19 protein-coding genes and 3 tRNA genes are annotated in these 20,489 nt (G+C 70.4%); 11 read left to right on the top strand and 11 right to left on the bottom strand.

Annotated features, from left to right (window positions below):
* The 3 genes from ACK4TT_RS10680 to ACK4TT_RS10670 form a co-directional block, all read right to left on the bottom strand.
* A partial coding sequence (locus tag ACK4TT_RS10680; RefSeq protein WP_409613811.1) for a GTP-binding protein occupies positions 1–121 on the bottom strand: 121 nt, incomplete at its 3' end.
* A 45-nt stretch (positions 122–166) separates the two neighbouring features.
* Positions 167–240, bottom strand: a tRNA-Gly gene (locus ACK4TT_RS10675).
* Positions 241–286: 46 nt separating this feature from the next.
* Positions 287–372: transfer RNA gene (locus tag ACK4TT_RS10670), tRNA-Tyr, on the bottom strand.
* Between the two features lie 135 nt (positions 373–507).
* Between ACK4TT_RS10670 and rlmB the strand changes: the two genes are divergently transcribed.
* Both rlmB and ACK4TT_RS10660 read left to right on the top strand, forming a co-directional pair.
* A complete protein-coding gene (gene rlmB, locus ACK4TT_RS10665; protein ID WP_409639391.1) occupies positions 508–1,305 on the top strand; it encodes a 23S rRNA (guanosine(2251)-2'-O)-methyltransferase RlmB in 798 nt (265 codons plus the stop codon).
* A gap of 39 nt (positions 1,306–1,344) precedes the next feature.
* The gene (locus ACK4TT_RS10660) at positions 1,345–2,091 is read left to right on the top strand and encodes a TerC family protein (protein ID WP_409639389.1); all 747 of its coding nucleotides are present in this window, start codon (positions 1,345–1,347) and stop codon (positions 2,089–2,091) included.
* Positions 2,092–2,100: 9 nt separating this feature from the next.
* Here the strand turns inward: ACK4TT_RS10660 and metG are convergent, their stop codons facing one another.
* On the bottom strand, positions 2,101–3,888 hold the full coding sequence (metG, locus tag ACK4TT_RS10655; RefSeq protein WP_409639386.1) for a methionine--tRNA ligase: 1,788 nt from the start codon (positions 3,886–3,888) through the stop codon (positions 2,101–2,103).
* Positions 3,889–4,085: 197 nt separating this feature from the next.
* Between metG and ACK4TT_RS10650 the strand changes: the two genes are divergently transcribed.
* Entirely contained in the window at positions 4,086–4,550 is a 465-nt protein-coding gene (locus ACK4TT_RS10650) for a hypothetical protein (protein WP_409639383.1), read from the top strand.
* On the opposite strand, the gene ACK4TT_RS10645 is transcribed toward ACK4TT_RS10650, so the two are convergent.
* A complete protein-coding gene (locus tag ACK4TT_RS10645; RefSeq protein WP_409639380.1) occupies positions 4,547–4,906 on the bottom strand; it encodes a DMT family protein in 360 nt (119 codons plus the stop codon). The two genes, ACK4TT_RS10650 and ACK4TT_RS10645, sit on opposite strands and share 4 nt — an antisense overlap.
* Positions 4,907–5,031: 125 nt before the next feature.
* Between ACK4TT_RS10645 and ACK4TT_RS10640 the strand changes: the two genes are divergently transcribed.
* Genes ACK4TT_RS10640 through ACK4TT_RS10625 form a run of 4 tightly spaced genes read left to right on the top strand, consistent with a single transcriptional unit; the run spans position 5,032 to position 8,793 of the window.
* On the top strand, positions 5,032–6,144 hold the full coding sequence (locus ACK4TT_RS10640; RefSeq protein WP_409639377.1) for a polyamine ABC transporter substrate-binding protein: 1,113 nt from the start codon (positions 5,032–5,034) through the stop codon (positions 6,142–6,144).
* Positions 6,117–7,133: an ABC transporter ATP-binding protein gene (locus tag ACK4TT_RS10635; protein WP_409639374.1), complete on the top strand. Its 1,017-nt coding sequence runs from the start codon at positions 6,117–6,119 to the stop codon at positions 7,131–7,133. The genes ACK4TT_RS10640 and ACK4TT_RS10635 overlap by 28 nt, the downstream gene beginning before the upstream one ends.
* A complete protein-coding gene (locus ACK4TT_RS10630) occupies positions 7,130–8,014 on the top strand; it encodes an ABC transporter permease (protein WP_410212970.1) in 885 nt (294 codons plus the stop codon). The genes ACK4TT_RS10635 and ACK4TT_RS10630 overlap by 4 nt, the downstream gene beginning before the upstream one ends.
* Positions 8,011–8,793 (top strand): ABC transporter permease, encoded by a 783-nt coding sequence (locus ACK4TT_RS10625; protein WP_409639369.1) that lies wholly within the window; start codon positions 8,011–8,013, stop codon positions 8,791–8,793. The genes ACK4TT_RS10630 and ACK4TT_RS10625 overlap by 4 nt, the downstream gene beginning before the upstream one ends.
* On the opposite strand, the gene ACK4TT_RS10620 is transcribed toward ACK4TT_RS10625, so the two are convergent.
* Entirely contained in the window at positions 8,790–10,193 is a 1,404-nt protein-coding gene (locus tag ACK4TT_RS10620; protein WP_410212969.1) for an amidase, read from the bottom strand. The two genes, ACK4TT_RS10625 and ACK4TT_RS10620, sit on opposite strands and share 4 nt — an antisense overlap.
* A gap of 119 nt (positions 10,194–10,312) precedes the next feature.
* Here ACK4TT_RS10620 and ACK4TT_RS10615 point away from each other — a divergent pair.
* Positions 10,313–10,388, top strand: a tRNA-Thr gene (locus ACK4TT_RS10615).
* 211 nt (positions 10,389–10,599) lie between these two features.
* A complete protein-coding gene (locus tag ACK4TT_RS10610) occupies positions 10,600–13,032 on the top strand; it encodes a zinc-dependent metalloprotease (RefSeq protein WP_410212968.1) in 2,433 nt (810 codons plus the stop codon).
* On the opposite strand, the gene ACK4TT_RS10605 is transcribed toward ACK4TT_RS10610, so the two are convergent.
* Positions 12,930–13,337 (bottom strand): hypothetical protein, encoded by a 408-nt coding sequence (locus ACK4TT_RS10605; protein ID WP_409639361.1) that lies wholly within the window; start codon positions 13,335–13,337, stop codon positions 12,930–12,932. The genes ACK4TT_RS10610 and ACK4TT_RS10605 overlap by 103 nt on opposite strands.
* Before the next feature lie 33 nt (positions 13,338–13,370).
* Positions 13,371–13,766: a nuclear transport factor 2 family protein gene (locus tag ACK4TT_RS10600; RefSeq protein WP_409639358.1), complete on the bottom strand. Its 396-nt coding sequence runs from the start codon at positions 13,764–13,766 to the stop codon at positions 13,371–13,373.
* Positions 13,767–13,870: 104 nt separating this feature from the next.
* On the opposite strand from ACK4TT_RS10600, the gene ACK4TT_RS10595 reads away from it, so the two are divergent.
* Together ACK4TT_RS10595 and ACK4TT_RS10590 are read left to right on the top strand one after the other, a co-directional pair.
* Complete coding sequence (locus ACK4TT_RS10595) at positions 13,871–14,323, top strand: YaiI/YqxD family protein (RefSeq protein ID WP_409639355.1); 453 nt, start codon at positions 13,871–13,873, stop codon at positions 14,321–14,323.
* A gap of 63 nt (positions 14,324–14,386) precedes the next feature.
* Positions 14,387–14,896 (top strand): c-type cytochrome, encoded by a 510-nt coding sequence (locus ACK4TT_RS10590; RefSeq protein WP_409639351.1) that lies wholly within the window; start codon positions 14,387–14,389, stop codon positions 14,894–14,896.
* Positions 14,897–15,117: 221 nt separating this feature from the next.
* Here ACK4TT_RS10590 and ACK4TT_RS10585 read toward each other — a convergent pair whose 3' ends face one another.
* The 3 genes from ACK4TT_RS10585 to ACK4TT_RS10575 all read right to left on the bottom strand — a co-directional run bounded on the left by ACK4TT_RS10585 (position 15,118) and on the right by ACK4TT_RS10575 (position 20,482).
* Entirely contained in the window at positions 15,118–18,354 is a 3,237-nt protein-coding gene (locus ACK4TT_RS10585; protein ID WP_409639401.1) for an efflux RND transporter permease subunit, read from the bottom strand.
* The gene (locus ACK4TT_RS10580; protein WP_409639348.1) at positions 18,354–19,523 is read right to left on the bottom strand and encodes an efflux RND transporter periplasmic adaptor subunit; all 1,170 of its coding nucleotides are present in this window, start codon (positions 19,521–19,523) and stop codon (positions 18,354–18,356) included. The genes ACK4TT_RS10585 and ACK4TT_RS10580 overlap by 1 nt, the downstream gene beginning before the upstream one ends.
* Before the next feature lie 188 nt (positions 19,524–19,711).
* A complete protein-coding gene (locus ACK4TT_RS10575) occupies positions 19,712–20,482 on the bottom strand; it encodes a class II aldolase/adducin family protein (RefSeq protein WP_409639345.1) in 771 nt (256 codons plus the stop codon).
* Positions 20,483–20,489: the final 7 nt, after the last annotated feature.

Genomic DNA, 20,489 nt, shown 5'->3' with positions numbered 1-20,489 from the left:
CCCCGGTCTTCGCCAGCGTCATGGTGATCGCCGCCGTCAGCGTCGTCTTCCCATGGTCCACGTGACCGATCGTGCCGATGTTGCAGTGCGGCTTCGTGCGTTCAAACTTCTCTTTGGCCATCAGGGTCCTGCCGGCGTTGCTTGTCTAAAACGTTGAGAGGAGAGCTGGAGCGGGTAGCGGGAATCGAACCCGCATCCTCAGCTTGGAAGGCTGCTGCACTACCATTGTGCTATACCCGCCAAAACTGCTGCGGGGTCGCCGCGATCTCCTCAGTTGGCCGGCGCGTGGTGGGGGAAGTAGGACTCGAACCTACGAAGGCTGACGCCAGCGGATTTACAGTCCGCCCCCTTTGCCGCTCGGGACATTCCCCCAGCGCGCTCGGAGCCTCACCGGGACCTCTGAAAAAGGCTTCCGCTCCGGGATGCGAGGGGCCTATTGAGCGCCGTCTGCACAGTCCTGAAAAGCGGCGCCCCGTCCGGGGGCCCCAATTTGGAGCGCGTCTTATAGTGGCCTCGCACCCCGAACGCAACGACGCCCGCAAGGGGAAAAAATTCCGCCCTCAACCCCGCTTCCAGAAGGGTCGGGAAGCCCCTTCCGACGAGTGGATCTGGGGGTGGCACGCGGTCGAGGCGGCGCTCGCCAACCCGGCCCGCGGCCAGCCCGTCCGGCTGCTCGCGACGCCCGACAAGGCCCGCCAGATCGAGGCGCGATTCGGCCGCCTGGCCGTGCTGGAGACGGCCGACAGCCACGCCATCGGCCTGGCGCTGCCCCAGGGCGCCGTCCACCAGGGCGTGGCCCTGCGCCCCGGCCCCCTGGCGGAGGTGGATCTTTCGGATTTCGAGGCCGCACCAGGCGCGGTGCTCCTGATGCTGGACCAGGTGACCGACCCGCAGAACGTGGGCGCCATCCTGCGCTCGGCCGCCGCCTTCGGGGCGGCGGGCGTGATCCTGCAGGACCGCCACGCGCCCAAGCTGACCGGCGCGCTCGCCAAGGCCGCCGCCGGCGCGGTGGACAAGGTCGCCGTGGCCCACGTCGTGAACCTCTCGCGCGCCCTGGACGAGCTGACCGGCGCCGGCTGGCGGGCCGTGGGCCTGGCGGGCGACGCCGACCGGGGGCTCCACGAGGTGCTGGACGGCGCGCCGACCGTGCTGGTGCTGGGCTCCGAGGGCGAGGGCCTGCGCCGGCTGGTGGCCGAGCACTGCGACGAACTGGCGAAGATCCCCATGCCGGGCGGCTTCGAAAGCCTGAACGTCTCCAACGCCGCGGCCATCGCGCTCTATGAGGCGAGCCGCCCCCGCACCTGAGCCATTGCAGCCAGACGCGCGCTGACGCATTGAGGCGCGATGTTCGCAGAGCTGTTCACGGCCTCCGGCCTAGCCGCCCTCTTCCAGGTCCTGATGATCGACCTGGTCCTCGCCGGCGACAACGCGGTGGCGGTGGGTCTGGCGGCCGGCGGCCTGCCGCCCGAACAGCGGCGCAAGGCGATTCTCTGGGGCCTGGGCGCGGCGGTCGTCACCCGCATCGGCTTCGCGCTGATCACCACCCAGCTCCTCGGGATCATCGGCCTGCTCTTCGCCGGCGGCCTGCTGCTGCTCTGGGTCTGCTGGAAGATGTGGAAGGAGCTGCGCGACCAGGCCCAGGATGACGAGTCCGACGCCGAGGCCGTGCTGGACTCAGATCCCGCCACCGAGCCCACCGACCGGCCGCGCAAGTCGTTCAAGGACGCCTTCCTGCAGATCCTGATCGCCGACGTCTCGATGTCGCTTGACAACGTGCTAGCCGTGGCCGGGGCGGCGCGCGAGCACCCCACCGTGCTGATCATCGGCCTTCTGCTGTCGATCGCGCTGATGGGCGTGGCGGCCCACGCCATCGCCCGCCTGCTGCACCGCTACCGCTGGATCGGCTTCATCGGCCTGTTCATCGTCCTCTACGTCGCCCTGCACATGATGTGGCAGGGCCACCGGACCATCGCCGTCGACCTGGGCCGTACGGCCGAATACAACGCCGTGGTCCCGGACTTCATGGACATCACGCCCGAGGAAGCCGCCGCCCAGCTCCGCCACAAGAACGGCGGCGGCGGGGCCCATTAGGCCGCGGGATCAACCCACGACCGTCTCCGGCCCGCCGAAGCGCTCGCGCCATTCGGCGACCTGGGGCTCCTCGATCTTGCGGAACAGCACCTCGGGGGCGGCGATCGCGCGGCCAGGCTCAAGGGCAGACAGCATGCCCTCCCCGTCCAGCGACGGCCAGCGGGCCGGGAACGCCTCGCCCAGGGCCAGCGACACCTTCTCGCAGGCGAACGGGATGAAGGGCTCCGAGACCTTGGCGAACAGCGCCGCCAGGTTCAGGCCGTAGCGCACGGCCACGGCCGCACGGTCCCGGTCGGTCTTGATCGCCGTCCAGGGCGCGGCCTCGGTCAGGTACTGGTTGCCCAGCACCCAGAGCTGGCGCAGCGCCGTGGACGCCTTGCGGAACTCGCGATCCTCAAGGTGTCCGGTCAGCTCGCGCAGCTTGGCCAGGGTCTCGTCCTCCAGCCTCGCCTCCAGCGGCCCCGGCTCGCCCCCCGCGGGGACCTGACCCTCGAACCGGCTCTCGGCGAACTTGCAGATGCGGTTGACGAAGTTGCCCAGCACGTCGGCCAGGTCGGCGTTCACCTGGTCGCGGAACTGCTCCCAGGCGAAGGTGGCGTCCGAGGTCTCGGGCGCGTTGGCCATGATCCACCAGCGCCAGTAGTCGGCCGGCAGCAGCTCCAGCGCGTGGTCCATGAACACGCCCCGGCCCTGCGAGGTCGAGAACTTGCCGCCGTAGTAGTCGAGCCAGTTGAAGCCCTTGAGGTCGTCGACCAGCTTCCACTGCGCGTCCTCGCGTGCGTTCACCCCCATCAGCGTGCAGGGGAAGCCCACGGTGTGGAAGGGCACGTTGTCCTTGCCCATGAACTGGACGTAGGTCACGTCCGAGGCGGCGGGTCCGCGCCACCAGCGCTCCCACTCCTCATCCTTGGCGCCCGGACGGCCCGCCTCGATGGCGCGGGCGTCCGCCCACTCCCAGGTCGCCCCGATGTATTCGATGGGCGCGTCGAACCAGACGTAGAACACCTTGCCGGCCAGGCCCTCGACGTCGGGCAGCCTGCCCTCGGGGTTCGGGCCCCATTCGAAGGCGTTGACCGGCACGCCCCACTCCAGGTCGCGGGTGATGCCGCGGTCCTGCAGGCCCTCGTCCAGCCACTTGAGCGCGATGGAGGTGACGAGATGGGGCCAGCGCCCCCGCTTGGCCTCGATCCATTCGCGCAGCTTGCCCGCGAACAGGCTCTGGCGCAGGAACAGGTGCTTGGAGCCGCGGATCTCGATGTCGGTCGAGCCCGAGACCGCCGAGCGCGGATGCAGCAGGTCGGCCGGGTCCAGCACCCGGGTGCAGTTCTCGCACTGGTCGCCGCGGGCGGCCTCGTAGCCGCAGTGCGGGCAGGTCCCGATGACGTAGCGGTCCGGCAGGAAGCGCTTGTCAGCGTTGGAATAGACCTGCTGGGTGACCCGCTCCTCGATGAAGCCGGCCTCCCAGAGCTGCTGGGCGAAGCGCTGGGTCAGGCGGTGGTTCTGGGGCGAGGACGAGCGGCCGAAGTGGTCCCACGACAGGCCGAACCGGCGGCCCAGGTCGTGCTGCACGTCATGCGCCTCGGCGCAGAAGGTCGCCGGGTCCTGGCCCTTCTCGGCGGCCGCCAGCTCGGTCGGCGTGCCGTGCTCGTCGGTGGCGCAGATGTAGAGCGTCTCGCGGCCCCGCGCCCGCTGGAAGCGCGCATAGACGTCGGCCGGCAGCATGGAGCCTGCCAGCGTCCCCAGGTGCTTGATCCCGTTGATGTAGGGCAGAGCCGAGGTGATCAGGATGCGGGACATGGCGTTCCGGAAATGCGCGGGGTCTGGGAAACCGGCGCTTATAGGCCCGCTTGCCCGCTTAGCCAAAGGCGGGCCTCAAGAAAAGCTCGCCAAACACCGGTATCGGCGCAAACTCCGCCTTAGGGGTGAGCGGGCGGCCTTGAGTCGCCGGTAAGAAGAACCGCCCCGCACGGAGAAACGCTTTCAGGAGCACGGTCATGCGTGGAGTGCTGCTTGCCGCGGGGATCCTGGCCTGCCTGTCGTTGACGGCCTGCCAGGGCGGGAGCCAGGAGGCCCAGGCCACCGCCCCGCCGCCCAAGAAGTCCCTGGCCCGCCCGGCCCAGATGTACGCCGGCCAGGAGCAGATCCTGTCCGTCCAGTCGGGATCGGCCGAAGTCAGCCACGCCGGCGGCCTGAACCTGAAGGCCACGGGCATGGCGCCCAGCGCCGGCTGGACCGACGCCGCCTTCCTGCCCAGGATCTACGCCGCCTCCCCGCCCGACGGCATCTATGAGGTGGACGTCATCGCCTCCCAGCCGACCCAGCCGGGCGCCCAGGTCCCGACCCCGATCGACGTGAGCGGCTACTGGGGCCGCTATACCGATGGCCGGGTGAAGGGGGTGAAGTTCATGACCAAGACCAACGAGCTCACGGTCATGGTCCAGCCCGGCCCCGCGGGCTAGGCGGCGAACGGCCCCTTGAACACGAACCAGGCCCCCAGCGCGATCAGCGCGAAGCCCACGGCGTGGTTCGGCGTGAACCGCTCGCCCAGGTAGGTGATCGAGAAGACGGCGAAGACCGCCAGGGTGATCACCTCCTGCATGGCCTTCAGTTCGGCCGGATCGTAGGCGAGCCGGCCGATCCTGTTCGCGGGCACCGCCAGGCAATATTCGAAGAAGGCGATCCCCCAGCTCACCAGCACGATGGCCCAGATCGGCCGGTGCTCGACCTTCAGATGGCCGTACCAGGCGAAGGTCATGAAGACATTGGAGGCGGTCAGCAGCAGGATCGGCGCGATCGCGGTCCAGGACAAGGGCATGGGCGGGTTCCGATGGGCGTGAACGCGCTGTAGCCGTGCACTCGCCCTTGGTTCAACCGTCCGGGTATGGTCCCCGAGCGAAAGCGCCCTATAACCACCAGCAAATGAGGGGAGCACCGGACGCGATGCGGGCGTGGACGACGGCCTTGGGACTGGCGGCGACGCTGCTTCTGGCGGCGTGCGGCCCCATGGGCGGCCAAGGCGGCGGAAAGGTTTCCAGCGAGCTGCGGATCTACAACTGGACCGACTATATCGACCCGGCGCTGCTGGACGAGTTCGGTAAGGAAACCGGCCTGAAGGTCACCTACGACACCTTCGATTCCAACGAAGTGCTCGAGACCAAGGTGCTCCAGGGGAACACCGGCTACGACCTCGTGGTCCCCTCGAACCACAACCTGCCCCGCTACATCGCCGCCGGCGCGATCCAGCCGCTCGACAAGAGCAAGCTGCCGGGCCTCTCCAACCTGTCGCCCGAGATGATGAGGCTGCTGGCCCCGTTCGATCCGGGCGCGAAATACGCCGTGCCCTACATGCAGGGCACCATCGGCATCGGCTACAACAAGGACGCCGTGGCCAAGCGCCTACCCGGCGTGGCGATCGACAGCTGGGCGGTGGTGCTGGAGCCGAAGAACCTCGCCAAGCTCAAGGACTGCGGCGTCTACTTCCTCGACGCGTCCGAGGACATGTACGCGATCACCCTGAATTACCTGGGCAAGGACCCTAACTCGACCGCGATCGCCGACTATCAGGCGGCCACGGACCTGCTGCTCAAGGCCCGACCCTACGTCCGCAAGTTCCACTCCTCGGAATATATCGACGCCCTGGCCAACGGGGACATCTGCGTGGCCATCGGCTACTCGGGCGACGTCCTCCAGGCCAGGATCCGCGCCGAGGAGGCCAGGAACGGCGTGAACATCGGCTACGTCATCCCGAAGGAAGGAAGCCAGGTCTGGTTCGACCTGTTCACCATCCCGAAGGACGCCCCGAACCCGGACGCGGCCTACAGGTTCATCGCCTTCATGCTGCGGCCCGAGGTCATCGCCCGGGCCAGCAACTACACCGAATACGCCAACGCCAACGCCGCGGCGACGAAGCTGGTGGACCCGGCGATCCGCGATGATCCCAACGTGTATCCGACCCCGGCCGTCAGCCGGCGCCTCTTCGTCACCACCACCAAGGACCAGGCCCTTCTGCGCGAGGTGAACCGGCAGTGGACGCGCGTCCTGACCGGCCGGTGAGCGGGGCGGTGAGCGGCGCCGCGATCGTCCGCTTCGAGGGGGTGACGAAGCGGTTCGACGGCCGCCCCGCCGTCGACGACGTCACCCTGGCCATCCGGGAGGGCGAGTTCTTCGCCCTGCTGGGACCGTCCGGCTGCGGCAAGACCACGCTGATGCGCCTGCTGGCCGGGTTCGAGGCGCCGGACGCGGGCCGCATCCTGCTCGACGGCCAGGACATCGCCGCCCTGCCCGCGCACCGGCGGCCGGTGCACATGATGTTCCAGTCCTACGCCCTCTTCCCGCACCTGACGGTCGCCGGGAACATCGCCTTCGGCCTGCGGGGCCTGCCCAGGGCGGAGGCCGCCGCCCGGGTCGAGGAGATGCTGGCCCTCGTGAAGCTGGACGGCCTGGGCGGGCGCCGCCCCGACCAGCTTTCGGGCGGTCAGCGGCAGCGGGTGGCGCTGGCCCGCGCGCTCGCCCCACGCCCGCGCATCCTGCTGCTGGACGAGCCCATGGCCGCCCTCGACCGCAAGCTGCGCGAGGAAACCCAGTTGGAACTGACCGCGCTCCAGCGGCGCCTGGGACTCACCTTCATGATCGTCACCCATGACCAGGACGAGGCCATGGCGCTGGCCGACCGTCTGGCCATCATGCGCGATGGCCGCATCGTGCAGACCGGCGCGCCGCGCGAGGTCTATGAGCGGCCCGCGACCCGCGAGGTGGCCGAGTTCATCGGCGAGGTGAACCTCCTCCCGCGCGACGGCGGCGGCTGGCTGGCCGTCCGCCCCGAGAAGATCGTCCTGCACCGCGCCGCCCCGGCCCGCTCCCTGCTCTCCGGCGCCGTCGTCGAGACGGCCTTTCTCGGCGACCGGACCCGCTACCTCGTGGAGACCGCCCAGGGCGTGATCCGGGTCAGCGAGGCCAACCTCGACGGCGCGGGCGACATCGCGCCGGGCGCCCGGGTCTGGCTGACCTACGCGCCCGAGGCCGCGGCGGTGCTGCCCCAGTGAAGCCCGACCGCTCGCGGCTGGCGGCGCTCGCGCCGGCCCTCTGGCTCGCGGTCTTCTTCGCCTTCCCGTTCCTGCTGGTCGCCAAGCTGTCGCTGTCCGACATGGCGCTGGCCATGCCGCCCTATGCGCCGACGCTGGACTGGAGCCGGGGCCTTTCCGGCGTCCGCGCCTTCCTGGCCGGCCTCGACCTCGAAACCTACGCCCGGCTGAAGGATGACCGGCTCTATCTCGACGCCTATCTCTCCAGCCTGTGGCTCGCGGGCCTGGGCACGGCGATCCTGCTGCTGGTCGGCTATCCCATCGCCTACGGCATCGCCCGCTGTCCCCCCGCCGCCCAGCGGCTGCTGGTGATGGCGGTCATCCTGCCGTTCTGGACCAGCTTCCTGATCCGCGTGTACGCCTGGATCGCCATCCTGAAGCCCGCCGGCCTGCTGAACGCCGCCCTGGGCGCCCTGGGCCTTCCCGCCGTCAACCTGCTCAACACCGAGACCGCGGTCGTCCTGGGGCTCGTCTACGCCTACCTGCCCTTCATGGTCCTGCCGCTCTACGCGGTGCTGGAGCGCCAGGACCCGCACCTGGTGGAGGCCGCCCGCAACCTCGGCGCCACGCCCGCACAGGCCTTCTGGCGCGTGACCTTCCCGATCTCGCTGCCGGGCGTCGCGGCCGGCGCCCTCCTCGGCTTCATCCCCATGGCGGGCGAGTTCGTGATCCCGGACCTGCTGGGCGGCTCGGAGACCCTGATGCTGGGCCGGGTCATCTGGACCGAGTTCTTCGCCAACCGCGACTGGCCGGCCGCTTCGGCCGTGGCCATCGTGCTCCTGGCCACCCTCCTCGTCCCGATCCTGATCTTCGAGCGCCAGCCCGGGAAGTTCCTCCGATGAATGGGCGCCCCTCGGCCTTCAACCTCGCCGCCGTGGGCCTGGGCCTCGTGTTCCTCTACGCGCCCATAGTCCTGCTGGTGATCTACTCGTTCAACGACAGCCGGCTGGTCACCGTCTGGGGCGGCTTCTCGACGCGCTGGTACCGCGCCCTGCTCCACGACCGGCAGATGCAGGACGCCATCTGGACCACCCTGCGGGTCGGGGCCATCGCCGCCACCCTGGCGACGCTGGTCGGCACGCTGGCCGCGGTCGCCCTGGTGCGGGGCGGCCGGTTCAGGGGGCGCACCGGCCTGGCCGGCATGATCTACGCCACCCTCGTCCTGCCAGAGATCATCCTGGGCCTGTCGCTGCTGCTGCTGTTCGTGGCCGCGGGCCTGCCGCGCGGCTTCTGGACCGTGACCGCCGGCCACGCCACCCTCGGCCTCGCCTATGCGACGGTGGTCGTGCAGGCCCGCCTCATGCAGTTCGACCGCAGCCTTGAGGAGGCGGCCCGCGACCTGGGCCGCGCGCCCTGGCAGGCGTTCCTGGCCGTCACCCTGCCCAATATCGCCCCGGCCATCGCGGCGGCCTGGATGCTGGCCTTCACGCTCTCCATCGACGACCTGGTGATCGCGAGCTTCACCTCTGGCCCGGGCGCCACCACCCTGCCCATGCGGCTCTACAGCCAGGTGCGCCTGGGGGTGAACCCCGAGATCAACGCCGTCTCGACCATCCTGATCGGCCTCGTGGCCACCGCCGTGATCGGCGCCTACCTCGTTCAGCAGCGCCGCCGCGCCTAAAGGGCGGGCGTCCGGTCGAACCAGGGCCGGGCGCGCTCCAACTGGCCGGCCAGGCGGAACAGCCCCGCCTCCTCGCCCATGCGGCCCACGAACTGCACGCCGACCGGCAGGCCGGAGCCGCTCCACGCCAGGGGTACGGTCATGGCCGGCTGGCCCGTGTTGTTGAACGGCTGGGTGTTGGGCATGAAGGCGAAGATGCGTTCGGCGATCAGCCGCCGGTCCTCGAAGATCCAGCCGATCGGGATGGCGGGCCGTCCCAGGGTCGACAGCAGCAGCACGTCGTAGGTCTCGAACAGCGCCGCCACCGCCCGCCCGAAGGCATGCAGGGTCTGGATCGCCCGTACGTAGTCCGGCGCCGCCACGCCCTCGCCCCGCCGCGCCGAGGCGGCCGTCAGGACCTCGACCTCGCCGGGCTCCACCGGACGGCCGCGCCGCTCGGCCTCGGCGGCGAGGTTGGCGGCCACGCTGGCGGCGATCACCAGGCCGGCGGCCGCCTGCATGGCCGGGAAGTCGCCCGGGACGTTCACCTCCTCGACCGTGTGGCCCAGGTCCTCGCACAGCTTCGCCGCGTCCAGCACCGCGTCCCGGCACTCAGGGTCCAGCTCCGCCGACTGCAGCGCCGCCGTCGTGAAGCCGATCCGCAAGGCGCAGGGCTCGCGGCCAACCTCCTCCAGGTACGGCCGCTCGGGCGGGGCCAGGAAATAGGGATCCCCCGGCTGGGGTTGGCAGACCGCGTCCAGCAAGGCGGCGCTGTCCCGCACCGAACGGGTCACCGCGTGCTGGATCGAGGCTCCGGCCCAGCCCTCGCCCTGGGGCGCGAAGCTGACCCGGCCGCGCGACGGCTTCATGCCGAAGAGGCCGCAGCAGGCGGCCGGCGTGCGGATCGAGCCGCCGCCGTCGCTGGCGTGCGCCGCGGGCACGATCCCCGCGGCGACCGCGGCCGCGGCCCCGCCCGACGAACCGCCGGGCGTCCGCCCCAGGTCCCAGGGATTACGGCAGACGCCCAGGTGCTCGGACTCGGTCACCGGCCACAGCCCGAATTCCGGCGTGTTGGTCTTGCCGAAGATGTTCAGGCCCGCCTGCTTGTAGAGCCGGGTGGTGGCGCTGTCGGCCTCGGCCACGGCGTGGGCGAAGAGCTTCGAGCCGCCCGAGGTGACGGTCCCCTTGAGGTTCGCGCCCAGGTCCTTCAGCAGGAAGGGCACGCCCGCCAGCGGACCCGAGGCCGGCGCCTCGCCCCGTGCGCGTTCCGTCAGGTCCAGGGTGACGGCGTTGATCCGTGGATTGACCTCAGCCATGCGCGCCACGGCGGCGTCCAGCAGCTCGGCCGCCGAGACCTCGCGCCGCGCCACCAGCCCGGCCAGCCCCACCGCGTCGTGCGCCCGGTACTCCTCGAACCGCATGGCCGTCCTCCCCTTCGTTCTTCTGGTTGGGGACAGGCAAGCACAGGCCGGCGGGCGGGCCAAGGCGCCCTTGCGAGCGGCCGGGCTTCACCCCATAAGCGGCGGGCGTCCCGAAACGGGCCGGATTAGCTCAGCTGGTAGAGCAGCGGTTTTGTAAACCGAAGGTCGCGGGTTCGAGCCCTGCATCCGGCACCATCCCGCAGCGCCCGATGTCTGTTCCGGGCGCAGAGACTGCGACGAAATTCATCCGATCTGGGCGCCTGGATCGCAGATTTTCGAATCTCACGGCCGAGTCCGCGCCCGATCTTGCTCCCTCGGCCCTTCCGGCCGTCTCTCGCGATCGGGCGATCATCCGGGAAGGCGTTTCATGGCAAGCCTTGGCCACTGGGGACTTAGGACTTTCTGCGTGGCGACGGCGTCGGCGCTAAGCCTGGCTGTGGCCTCCCCCGCCCTGGCCCAGCCGGCGAAGCCCGCGCCGCCGGCGGCGCAGCGGTTCGACGGCTTCATCCCCTTCTCGTGGGACGCGGTCAAGGGCCGGGTGCTGCTGGAGATCGGCGCCTTCGACCAGGACGTCCTCTACTACGTCTCGGCGGCCAGCGGCGGCGGGTCGGTGGAGCTGCCCCTCGACCGTGGCATCCTGGAGAGCACGGTGATCCGCTTCCAGCGGGTGGGTCCGCGCGTGCTCGTGATCGAGCAGAACCTGGACTACCGCGCCGTCTCGGGCGACGCCGCCCGGGCGGCCAACGTCGCCGCCTCGTTCCCGACCTCGCTGCTGGCCTCGCTGCCGATCGAGTCCGAGGCGGGCGGCCGGGTGGTCGTCGACGCCACCGCCCTCTTCATGCGCGACGCCGCCAACATCGAGGGCGCGCTCAAGCGGGCCAACCAGGGCGCCTTCAAGTTCGATGCGGGCCGCAGCGCCTTCCAGCCGGCGCGCATGAAGGCCTTCCCCGAGAACACCGAAATCGAGACGCTCTCGACCTACGTCGCCGAGGCGCCGGGCGCGCTGGTGCGCAACGTGACGCCCGACGCCCGGATGGTGAGCCTGCGCATCCGCCACTCGTTCCTGAAGGCGCCCACGGGCTACGTCCCGCGCGAGGCCGACCCGCGCATCGGCGTCAGCACCCTGCGCTTCCAGGACTTCTCCAAGCCGATCAGCGACTCCCCGAAGGAGGCCTGGATCACCCGCTGGCGCCTGGAGAAGAAGGATCCCACGGCCGCGATCAGCGAGCCCAAGGAACCGATCGTCTTCTACTTCGACCCCGCCATCCCCGCGCCGCTGCGCCACGCCATGAAGCAAGGCCTCCTGTGGTGGAACGCGGCGTTCGAACAGGCCGGCTTCAGGAACGCCATCGAGGCGCGCGACGCACCGGCCGACATGGACCCGATGGACATCCGCTACGCCTACGTCCTGTGGATCGAGCGGGACGAGCGCGGCTTCTCCAGCGGCGGCACCTACCGCGACCCGCGCACCGGCGAGATCCTGGGCTCGAAGACGCGGATGGACTCCCACCGCATCCGCACCATCGCCAACTACTTCGACGCCTACAGCGGCGGCCTGCCCGAGGACGGGAGCGGCGCGACCGTGGCCGACCCGAACCTGCTGACGGCCGCCGGCCTCGACGGCATGCCGCCGGCCCAGCGCGACCTCGTCCTGCTGCGCCAGGCGCTGCTGACCGCCCACGAGCTCGGCCACGCCCTGGGCTTCGGGCACAACTTCGCCTCCAGCCTGAACGACCGGGCCTCGGTGATGGAATACCCCACGCCGCGGGTGAAGGTGACGAACGGCAAGCTCGACCTGACCGAACCGTTCCAGAAGGCCATCGGCGCCTACGACGCCTACATGGTCCGCTATGCTTACACGCCCTTCCCCGCCGCCGACGAGGCGGCGGCCCTCGACGGGGTGATCCAGGACATGCGGGCCAAGGGGATCCTCTACGTCCCCGACACCGACCCGCGCTGGACCTGGTACGACGACCGCGCCACGCCCACCGAGTACCTGCGCGAAACCCTGGCGGCGCGAAAGATCATGCTCGCCACCTACGGCCAGGAGATGCTGAAGCCCGGCGAGCCCGTCGGCGCGCTGCGCGACATGCGCCTCTGGATGGCCTACCTGCACCACCGCTGGGCCATCGAATCCGGGCTCAAGTACGTGGGAGGGCTCTATACGAACATCGTCGTGAAGGGCGACGCCCTGCCCCCCACCGAGTTCGTGCCCGGCGCCCTGCAGCGCGACGTGCTGGGCCTGCTGCTGGACGCCGTCGAGCCGGTCAACCTGGCGATCCCCGAGCCGCTGCTGGCCCAGCTCACCCCCGACCCCGGCGGCACGCTGGAGGACCTGTCGGCCGACGCCGCCTTCGACCAGCTCCGCGCCGCGCGCATCCTCTCGGCCCTGGTGCTGGAGCCGCTGTTCGACGCGGACCGGGCCGCGCGCATGGTGGCGCTGGGCGCCCGCCAGCCGGACGCCCTGACCTTCCCGCAGATGGTGGACGCGGTGATGGCCCGCACCTGGGACGCGGCCCGCGACGGGACGCCGGAAGCCCGGGCGCTGCGCCGGGTGAGCCAGCAGACGGCGCTGGAGTCCATGATGATGCTGGGCGCCAAGGCCGACGCCTCGCCCGAGGCCAAGGCCTATGTGCTCGAACGGCTGGCCGCGCTCTCGGCCGACCTCGGCAAGCGGAAGGACCCCGATCCGCTCACCCAGGCCTTCTACCGCCAGACGGCGCGCGACATCGGCCGCTACCTGGACGACCCCGCCGCCCACGCGCCGAAGGCGGCCAGCCCAGCCTGGGGCAAGGGGCCCCGGTCCCGCTTCCCGATGCCTCCGGGACCGCCGCTGTAGGGCAAGCGGCCTGCCGCCCTCTGCCGGTCGACCATGGCCCTCACGTCGGCCAGCAGGGCCTTGGCGTCGTAGGCCACGCCCCGGACCACGGTCCATTTCACCCCGCCCACCGTCTCGATGCGGTTGTCCGGGCTGAGGCGCTGGTGGCCGACGCCGTAGAGGGTCTTGGAGTTCTGCAGCGGGTTCTCGGGCACGATGACGAGGTCGGCCGCCGAGGCCGTGGCCGGCTGGGCCGCCGCGACCTGCGGAGCGAACGCCAAAGCCGCCGCGCCCAACGCGGCCAGGATCACGCCCGCCGCCTTCACCGCCGTCCCTCCCCGACTCGCCCGGAGGAAAGCTCAGGCGGGGGTAGAGGCGCCCGCCATCAGCTTCTCGCCCATCAGCCGATGCAGCAGGTTGATGGCCTTCAGCGGGCGGATCATGACCTTGAAGCGGACGACGCGGTCGGCCTCGTCCCACCAGATCATGTCGACGCCGTTGACGGTGATCCCGTCGATCTCGCAGGCGAACTCCAGCACCGCCGAGCGCTCGGCCCGCCACTCGCCCAGATAGCGGAAGGTGTCGTTGTTCAGCACCTCCAGAGCCGCCGACAGGTACTTCACGGTGATCGCCTGGCCCTGCTGGGGCGTGTGGACCACGGGGCTCTCGAACACCGCCTCCGGGGCGATCAGCGCGGCCATGGCCTCGCGGTCGCGGGTCTCGACGATCTCGTGCCAACGCTGGATGACGGTCATCGGATGCTCCTCCTCATGGCGTGAGCCTGCACCGGGCGCCCCGGGGTCGCGCAAGGCCTGACGACGCGTGCCACCCTCCCGCCTTTCGGCTAGGTCTGGCCGCGATGCGCATCTTCATCGACGCCGACGCCTGCCCCGTGAAGGATGAGACCTACAAGGTGGCCGCCCGCTACGGCCTGAAGACCACCGTGGTCTCCAACAGCTTCATCCAGATCCCAGCCTCCCCGCTGATCGAGCGGAGGATCGTGGAGGCCGGGCCGGACGTGGCCGACGACTGGATCGCCGGAGAGGTGCGGCCGGGCGACATCGTGGTGACCAACGACATTCCCCTCGCTGACCGGGTGCTGAAGGCGGGCGGGGCCGCCATCGCCCCGAACGGACGGGCCTTCACCCTCGACTCCATCGGCTCGGCGCTCGCCCAGCGGGCGATTATGGACCACATCCGCTCCACCGGGGAGATCACCGGCGGCCCCAGGGCCTTCGCCGCCGCCGACCGCTCGCGCTTCCTCCAGGCCCTGGACGAGGCGGTGAACCGGGAACGGCGCCGGCGCCGCTGAACGTCGCTTGCATCGGGCCGCCTTCGCGCTAGCTTGCCGGCCGCCTTTCAGAGGGAGACTTCCATGCGTCGTCTGGGACCGATTCTCGCCACAGCCGCCATCGCCGCCGTTTCGCTCGCGGCCTGCGGCAAGTCGCAGACGTCCGAGCCGGCCCAGGAAACTCCCGCCGCGACGGCCGAACAGGCCGCGCCCGCGCCGACCGACGAGGAGAAGCAGAAGATCCTGGCGTCCCTGCCCGCGCCCTACAACGCCGCCGATCTGGCCAACGGCGAGGCGAAGTTCGCCCTCTGCCGCTCGTGCCACACCATCACCCCAGGCGGCGCCAACATGACCGGCCCGAACCTGCACGGCGTCTTCGGCCGGGAGGCTGGCAAGGTCGAGGGCTTCAAGTATTCCGAGGCCGTCGAGAAGGCGGACATCGTCTGGGACGCCAATCACCTCGACCAGTGGCTGGCCAAGCCCCAGACCTATCTCCCCGGCACCAAGATGTCCTTCGCCGGCCTCAAGGACGAGAAGGACCGCCGCGATCTGATCGCCTTCCTCATGGTCGAGACCGGCCACAAGCCCCAGTGACGGCCGCTCTCCCAAAACAGGCGAGACCGGCGACTGGACAACCTTGACGAGCATTTGCGGCCGGCGCATGGTGGCGCGCGTCGAACATCTGCATCTGTCCGACAGCCTTTTGGCCGGCTTGCCCTACGAGCCGGCCTGCGCGGGACCGATCTCCCCCTTGCCGGTCCCGGGCGCACCCTCCCTTCAAGGCCTCCCGCGTGCGGGAGGCCTCTTCTTTTGGGCTATTCGGCGGCGTTGGCGACGCGGGCCCGCTCGGCCTCCTCGAAGGCCTCGATGCGGCGCGCCGTGGCCTGGGGCGACTTCGTGAAGCGCGCCAGCATGTTGTAGAACACCGGCACCACGAACAGCGTGACCATGGTGGCGAAGATCGCCCCGAAGAAGATCGTCACGCCGATGGTCTTGCGGGATTCTCCGCCCGCCCCGCCCCAGACGATCAGCGGGATCGCGCCGGCCGCCGCCGAGATCGAGGTCATGATGATCGGCCGCAGGCGCAGGGACGCGCTTTCGATCACCGCCTCGCGGATCGACAGGCCCTCGTCGCGGAGCTGGTTGGCGAACTCCACGATCAGGATACCGTTCTTGGCGGCGATGCCGACCAGGATGATCAGGCCGATCTGGCTGTAGGTGTTGATCGACGATCCGGCGATCAGCAGACCGAACAGGCCGCCGAGCGTGGCGATGGGCACGGTCAGCATGATGACGGCCGGGTGGATCCAGCTCTCGAACTGCGCGGCGAGCACCAGGAACACGAGCAGCAGGGCCAGGCCGAAGGCGAGGCCCACGGCGCCGGACGACTCCAGGTAATCCCGCGCCCCGCCGCCCCACTTCACCCCGCCGCCGGCCGCGGGCTGCTTGGCCGCCTCGGCCTTCAGGAAGTCGATGGCCTCGCCCATGGAATAGCCGGGGTTCAACTGGGCCGTCAGCGTGATCGAGCGCAGACGGTCGACCCGCCGGCGATCCGGCGTGTCGCCGCGCACCCGGGTGCTCACCACCGAGGCCAGCGGCACCGGCTCGCCCGAGGCGCTGCGGACGTAGAGCTTGCGCAGGTCGTCCTCGGTCTGACGCCGGGAGCGGTCGGTCTGCAGGAGCACGTCGTACTCCTGGCCGTCGCGGATGTAGGTCGTCGCCCGGCGGGAGCCGAACATGGTCTCGAGCGCCCGGCCGATGGTCTGAGCCGAGACCCCCAGGGCCGCGGCCTTGTCGCGGTCGATGTCCACGACGACGCGGGGGCTGGTCGGCTCGTAGTCCAGGCGCGGCCGGCCCAGGCCGGGGTTGGCCTCGGCGGCGGCCAGGATCGGGCGAATCCAGCGCTCGATCTCCGGATAGTCCACCCCCGTCGCGATGAGCTGGACGCTGGAGCCCCCGCCGCCGCCCGGGCCGCCGCGCTGAAGCCCGCCCTCGGGCGAGATGATGGCGCGCACCGAGGTGACGCTCGAAAGCTCGCGGTTCAGCTTGGCGGCGTACTCCTGGGTCGTCATGTCGGTCTTGTCGGACAGCATGGTGTTGCCGCCGGCGGTGTTGAAACTGCCCGAGCCGCCGAACCGGGGCGTGACCATCACATAGCGGTCCAGCACGCCTTCGTTCAGATAGCGCATCAGAACCTGCTCGACCTTCTGGGCGGCGGCGCGCGTGTAGTCGTAGCCGGCGCCCTCCGGCGCGACGATCGTCACCTGGGCCCGCCGGCGGTCCTCCTCGGGGGTGAGTTCCCGCGGCAGGACGCTGAACACGCCGATGGCGGCGGCCGCCAGCACCAGCACGAGCCCCGAGGCGGTGATCGACACCGAGCGCAGGCCCAGCATCTTGTCCAGCGACGCGTGGTACGAGGACTTCAGGCTGTTCATCGCGGAATCCACGATCCGTGCGACGGGCCCCTCGCCCTTGGCCGGGCGCAGCAGCTTGGAGGCCAGCATCGGCGACAGCGACAGCGCCAGCAGCGCCGAGAACGCCACGGCCCCCGCCACGGCGACCGCCAGCTCGACGAACAGCCGGCCGATGAAGCCGGGCAGGAACATCAGGGGCGCGAACACCGAGATCAGCACGATGGTCGTGGCGACGACGGCGAAGAACACCTGCCGCGCGCCGCGCTGGGCGGCCACCACCGGCGGCTCGCCCTCGTCGATCCGGCGCTGGATGTTCTCGACCACCACGATGGCGTCATCGACCACCAGGCCGATGGCCAGCACCAGCGCCAGAAGCGTCAGCAGGTTGATCGAAAAGCCCAGCGGGGCGAGCACGATGAAGGTCGACAGGATGCAGATGGGGGCCACGATCGACGGGATCAGCGCCGCCCGCCAGGTTCCCAGGAACAGGAAGTTCACCAGGGCCACGCAGCCGAGCGAGATGGCCATGGTGATCCACACCTCCTCGATCGCGTGCCGCGTGAACTCGGTGTAGTCGACCGACACCTGGAGGTCGCTGCCCTTGGGCAGACCGGGCCTGATCTCCTGGATGGCCTTCCGGACGCCGTCCGAAATCTCGAGGTCGTTGGCGAGGCTCTGCCGGAAGATGGCGATCCCGACCATCTCCCGGCCGTTCGAGCGGAAGCTGCGCCGGTATTCGTCCGGCCCCTCCTCCACCCGCGCGATGTCGCCCAGGCGGGTGATGTAGGTTTCGCTCTTGGCGGTGGCCGCGACGTCGCGGACCACGCCCTGAGGCGCGCCCGGCGTGGCCGCGGACCCGCCGACGACGGCCGAGGCCTGGGTCTGGGCGACGGTGCGCGCGGGCGTGATCGGCAGCCTGGCGAACTGTTCGGGCGTGGCGTAGCCGCGCGCGACGCGGATGGTGAAGTCCTTGGCCGGGGCCTCCAGCGCGCCCGCCGGCAATTCGAGGTTCTGGCTGTTGAGGGCGGTCTCCACGTCCTCGACGGTGATCCCGCGGCCCGCCATGGCGTCGGGATCGAGCCAGATGCGCATGGCGTAGTTCTGCGCGCCGCCGACGCCGACGTTCGCCACGCCGGGCACGGTCGACAGCCGCTCGACCAGGTAGCGCTGGGCGTAGTCGGTGAGCTGGAGCCGGTTCAGCGTCGTCGACGAGAAGCTCAGGAACATGATCGGCGAGGCGTCGGCGTTCGCCTTCTGGATCTGCGGCGGATCGGCCTGGTCGGGCAGGTTGGCGGTCACGCGGCTGACCGCGTCGCGCACGTCGTTGGCGGCGGCGTCCAGGTCACGGCTGAGCTTGAACGAGATGCTGATCCGCGAGGAGCCGTCGCGGGACGCCGACTCGATCCGATCGATGCCTTCCAGGCCGGCGACCTGACGCTCGATGACTTCGGTGATGCGCTCCTCGATGACCTCGGCGGACGCGCCGCGATAGGTCGTCGATACCGACACCACCGGCGGATCCACGCTGGGCAGTTCCCGGACGGTCAGCGCGCTGAACGAGGCGAAGCCCACGACGCACAGGATGATGGCCGCCACGGCCGCGAAGACCGGGCGGCGGACGGAGATGTCGGACAGCATCATGCCGCGGGCCGCGGGCTGGCCGGCCGCGCGCTGGCGGCGGCGATGCGCACCGGTTGGCCGGGCTGGATCTTGTTGAGGCCGTCGGCGACGATCCGCTCGCCTGCCCGCACGCCGTCCATGATCTCGACGAAACCCTGCTGGCGCGCGCCCGTCACGATCGGGCGCTGCTCGGCCATCGTACGCTGGCCGGCGGCCTGCACCACATAGACGAAGGCCGAATCCCCCTGCACCGAGACGGCGGACTCAGGGGCGCTCAGGCTCTGGCGCTGGCCGCGGGAGACGCCCACCCGCACCAGCATGCCGGGCTTCAGCCGGCGATCGGGATTGGGGAACTCGGCGCGCGCGGTGATGGCGCGGGTCCGTTCGTCCACGCGGGTGTCGAGCTTGGCGATGCGGCCGGCGATGGTCTCGCCGGGATAGGCGTCCACGGTGGCCACGATCGGCTGGCCTTCGCGGAGTTGGGCCAGGTAGCGCTCGGGCACCTGGAAATCGACGCGGATGGCCGAGATGTCGTCCAGGGTGACGATGGGCGCGCCCGGGTTCACCAGGGCGCCGGGCGCCACGTCCGACAGGCCGACGACGCCGGCGAACGGGGCGCGGATGACGCGGTCGTTCAGACGGGCGCGGGCGGCGGCCAGGTCCGCCTGGGCCGTGCGATACGCCGCCTCGTACTGGTCGATGGCCGCCTTGGAGGCGAAGCCCTGTTCGCCAAGGGCCTGGTAGCGGTCGTAGGCGCGCCGGGCCTGGACCACCCGGGCCTCGGCCTGGGCGATGCCAGCGTCCTGCTCGGTGTTGCGCAGCTCCACCAGCACCGCGCCCTTGGGCACCTGCTGGCCGTCGGTGAAGCGCACGCGGTCCACGAGCTGCGTGGCGGCGGCCGACAGGGTCACCGACTGGCGGCCCTTGGCCACCCCCAGCACCTCGATGGTGTCGATGAACGTCCGGGGCTGGATGGCCACGACCGAGACCTCGGTGGCGCCGAAGCCGCCGCCCGGGCCGCGTCCGCCCCCGCCCTTGCCCTGGGGAGCTCCCGGCGGCGCTGAGGCGCCGGGCGGTCCGCCCTCGCCCTTGCCCGTCTTGAGCGCGATCACCTTTAAGCCGCCGACCACCACCATGACCGCCAGCAAGACGAGGGCCGCTGCGAGAAAGAAGTGGCGTTTGATCAAGACTCTGGTGCTCCGACGCCCGACTATCGCTGGGCGTTCATGCTCTGGGATTTCGCGCGCTCTTAGGGCGCCTCTTACACGCGATCCAGTGACAGCAGGATGGCTTTGCGTTTCGCCCTTGAAACGTGACACGAAAAGACGCCCGCCGATCCCGGCGGGCGTCCTTCAACATCTTGGCTGTAGCTTTTTTAGGCGTCGTAGCCCGGCAGTTCGCGGTCGAGGCGGCGCAGGCAGCCCGGCCAGGCGAGGCCGCCGCCGATTCCGCGAGACGTCTGCATCCTGACCTCCTCGACCGAGGCCTGCGGCGCCATCAGCACGTTCTCGCGTCCGGCCGAGAGGGCCATGACCTGCTGCTTGCAGGCCCGTTCCAGGAAGAACATCCCCACCCAGCAGTCGCCGGCGGTCTCGCCCACCGAGAGCGTGCCGTGGTTGCGCAGGAGCATCAGGCACTTGTCGCCGATGTCGGCCACCAGCCGCTCGCGTTCGTCGAGGTTGAGCGCGATGCCCTCGTAGTCGTGATAGGCCAGCCTGGGCAGGACGATCAGCGCATGCTGCGACAGGGGCAGCAGGCCCTCCTTCTGGGCGGCCACGGCCACGCCCTGATCCGAATGCAGGTGCATCACGAACTTGGCGTCATCGCGCGCCTGGTGGATGGCCGAGTGGATCGTGAAGCCCGCAGGGTTGATGAAGTAGGGCGTGTCCTGGAGGATGTTGCCGTCCAGGTCGATCTTCACCAGCGACGAGGCGGTGATCTCCTCGAACAGCATGCCGTAGGGATTGATCAGGAAGTGGTGCTCGGGCCCGGGGATGCGGGCCGAGATGTGGGTGTAGATGAGGTCGTCCCACCCGTGCAGCGCCACCAGCCGGTAGAGCGCGGCCAGGTCGACGCGGGCCTGCCACTCCTCGGCGCTCACCTTGCCTTTCAGCGAGACCACGCCCGCCGCCGAACCGTCCGCCATGGCCGTC

This window comes from Phenylobacterium sp. (genome assembly GCF_046463815.1).
GTDB lineage: Bacteria > Pseudomonadota > Alphaproteobacteria > Caulobacterales > Caulobacteraceae > Phenylobacterium.
This window is presented reverse-complemented; position numbering and strand designations above follow the sequence as displayed.

Excerpts from the sequence above, each read along its gene's own strand:
- ACK4TT_RS10660 (WP_409639389.1), top strand. The coding sequence starts at position 1,345 with ATGTTCGCAGAGCTGTTCACGGCCTCCGGCCTAGCCGCCCTCTTCCAG.
- metG (WP_409639386.1), bottom strand. The coding sequence starts at position 3,888 with ATGTCCCGCATCCTGATCACCTCGGCTCTGCCCTACATCAACGGGATC.
- ACK4TT_RS10650 (WP_409639383.1), top strand. The coding sequence starts at position 4,086 with ATGCGTGGAGTGCTGCTTGCCGCGGGGATCCTGGCCTGCCTGTCGTTG.
- ACK4TT_RS10645 (WP_409639380.1), bottom strand. The coding sequence starts at position 4,906 with ATGCCCTTGTCCTGGACCGCGATCGCGCCGATCCTGCTGCTGACCGCC.
- ACK4TT_RS10640 (WP_409639377.1), top strand. The coding sequence starts at position 5,032 with ATGCGGGCGTGGACGACGGCCTTGGGACTGGCGGCGACGCTGCTTCTG.
- ACK4TT_RS10625 (WP_409639369.1), top strand. The coding sequence starts at position 8,011 with ATGAATGGGCGCCCCTCGGCCTTCAACCTCGCCGCCGTGGGCCTGGGC.
- ACK4TT_RS10620 (WP_410212969.1), bottom strand. The coding sequence starts at position 10,193 with ATGCGGTTCGAGGAGTACCGGGCGCACGACGCGGTGGGGCTGGCCGGG.
- ACK4TT_RS10600 (WP_409639358.1), bottom strand. The coding sequence starts at position 13,766 with ATGACCGTCATCCAGCGTTGGCACGAGATCGTCGAGACCCGCGACCGC.
- ACK4TT_RS10595 (WP_409639355.1), top strand. The coding sequence starts at position 13,871 with ATGCGCATCTTCATCGACGCCGACGCCTGCCCCGTGAAGGATGAGACC.
- ACK4TT_RS10590 (WP_409639351.1), top strand. The coding sequence starts at position 14,387 with ATGCGTCGTCTGGGACCGATTCTCGCCACAGCCGCCATCGCCGCCGTT.
- ACK4TT_RS10585 (WP_409639401.1), bottom strand. The coding sequence starts at position 18,354 with ATGCTGTCCGACATCTCCGTCCGCCGCCCGGTCTTCGCGGCCGTGGCG.
- ACK4TT_RS10575 (WP_409639345.1), bottom strand. The coding sequence starts at position 20,482 with ATGGCGGACGGTTCGGCGGCGGGCGTGGTCTCGCTGAAAGGCAAGGTG.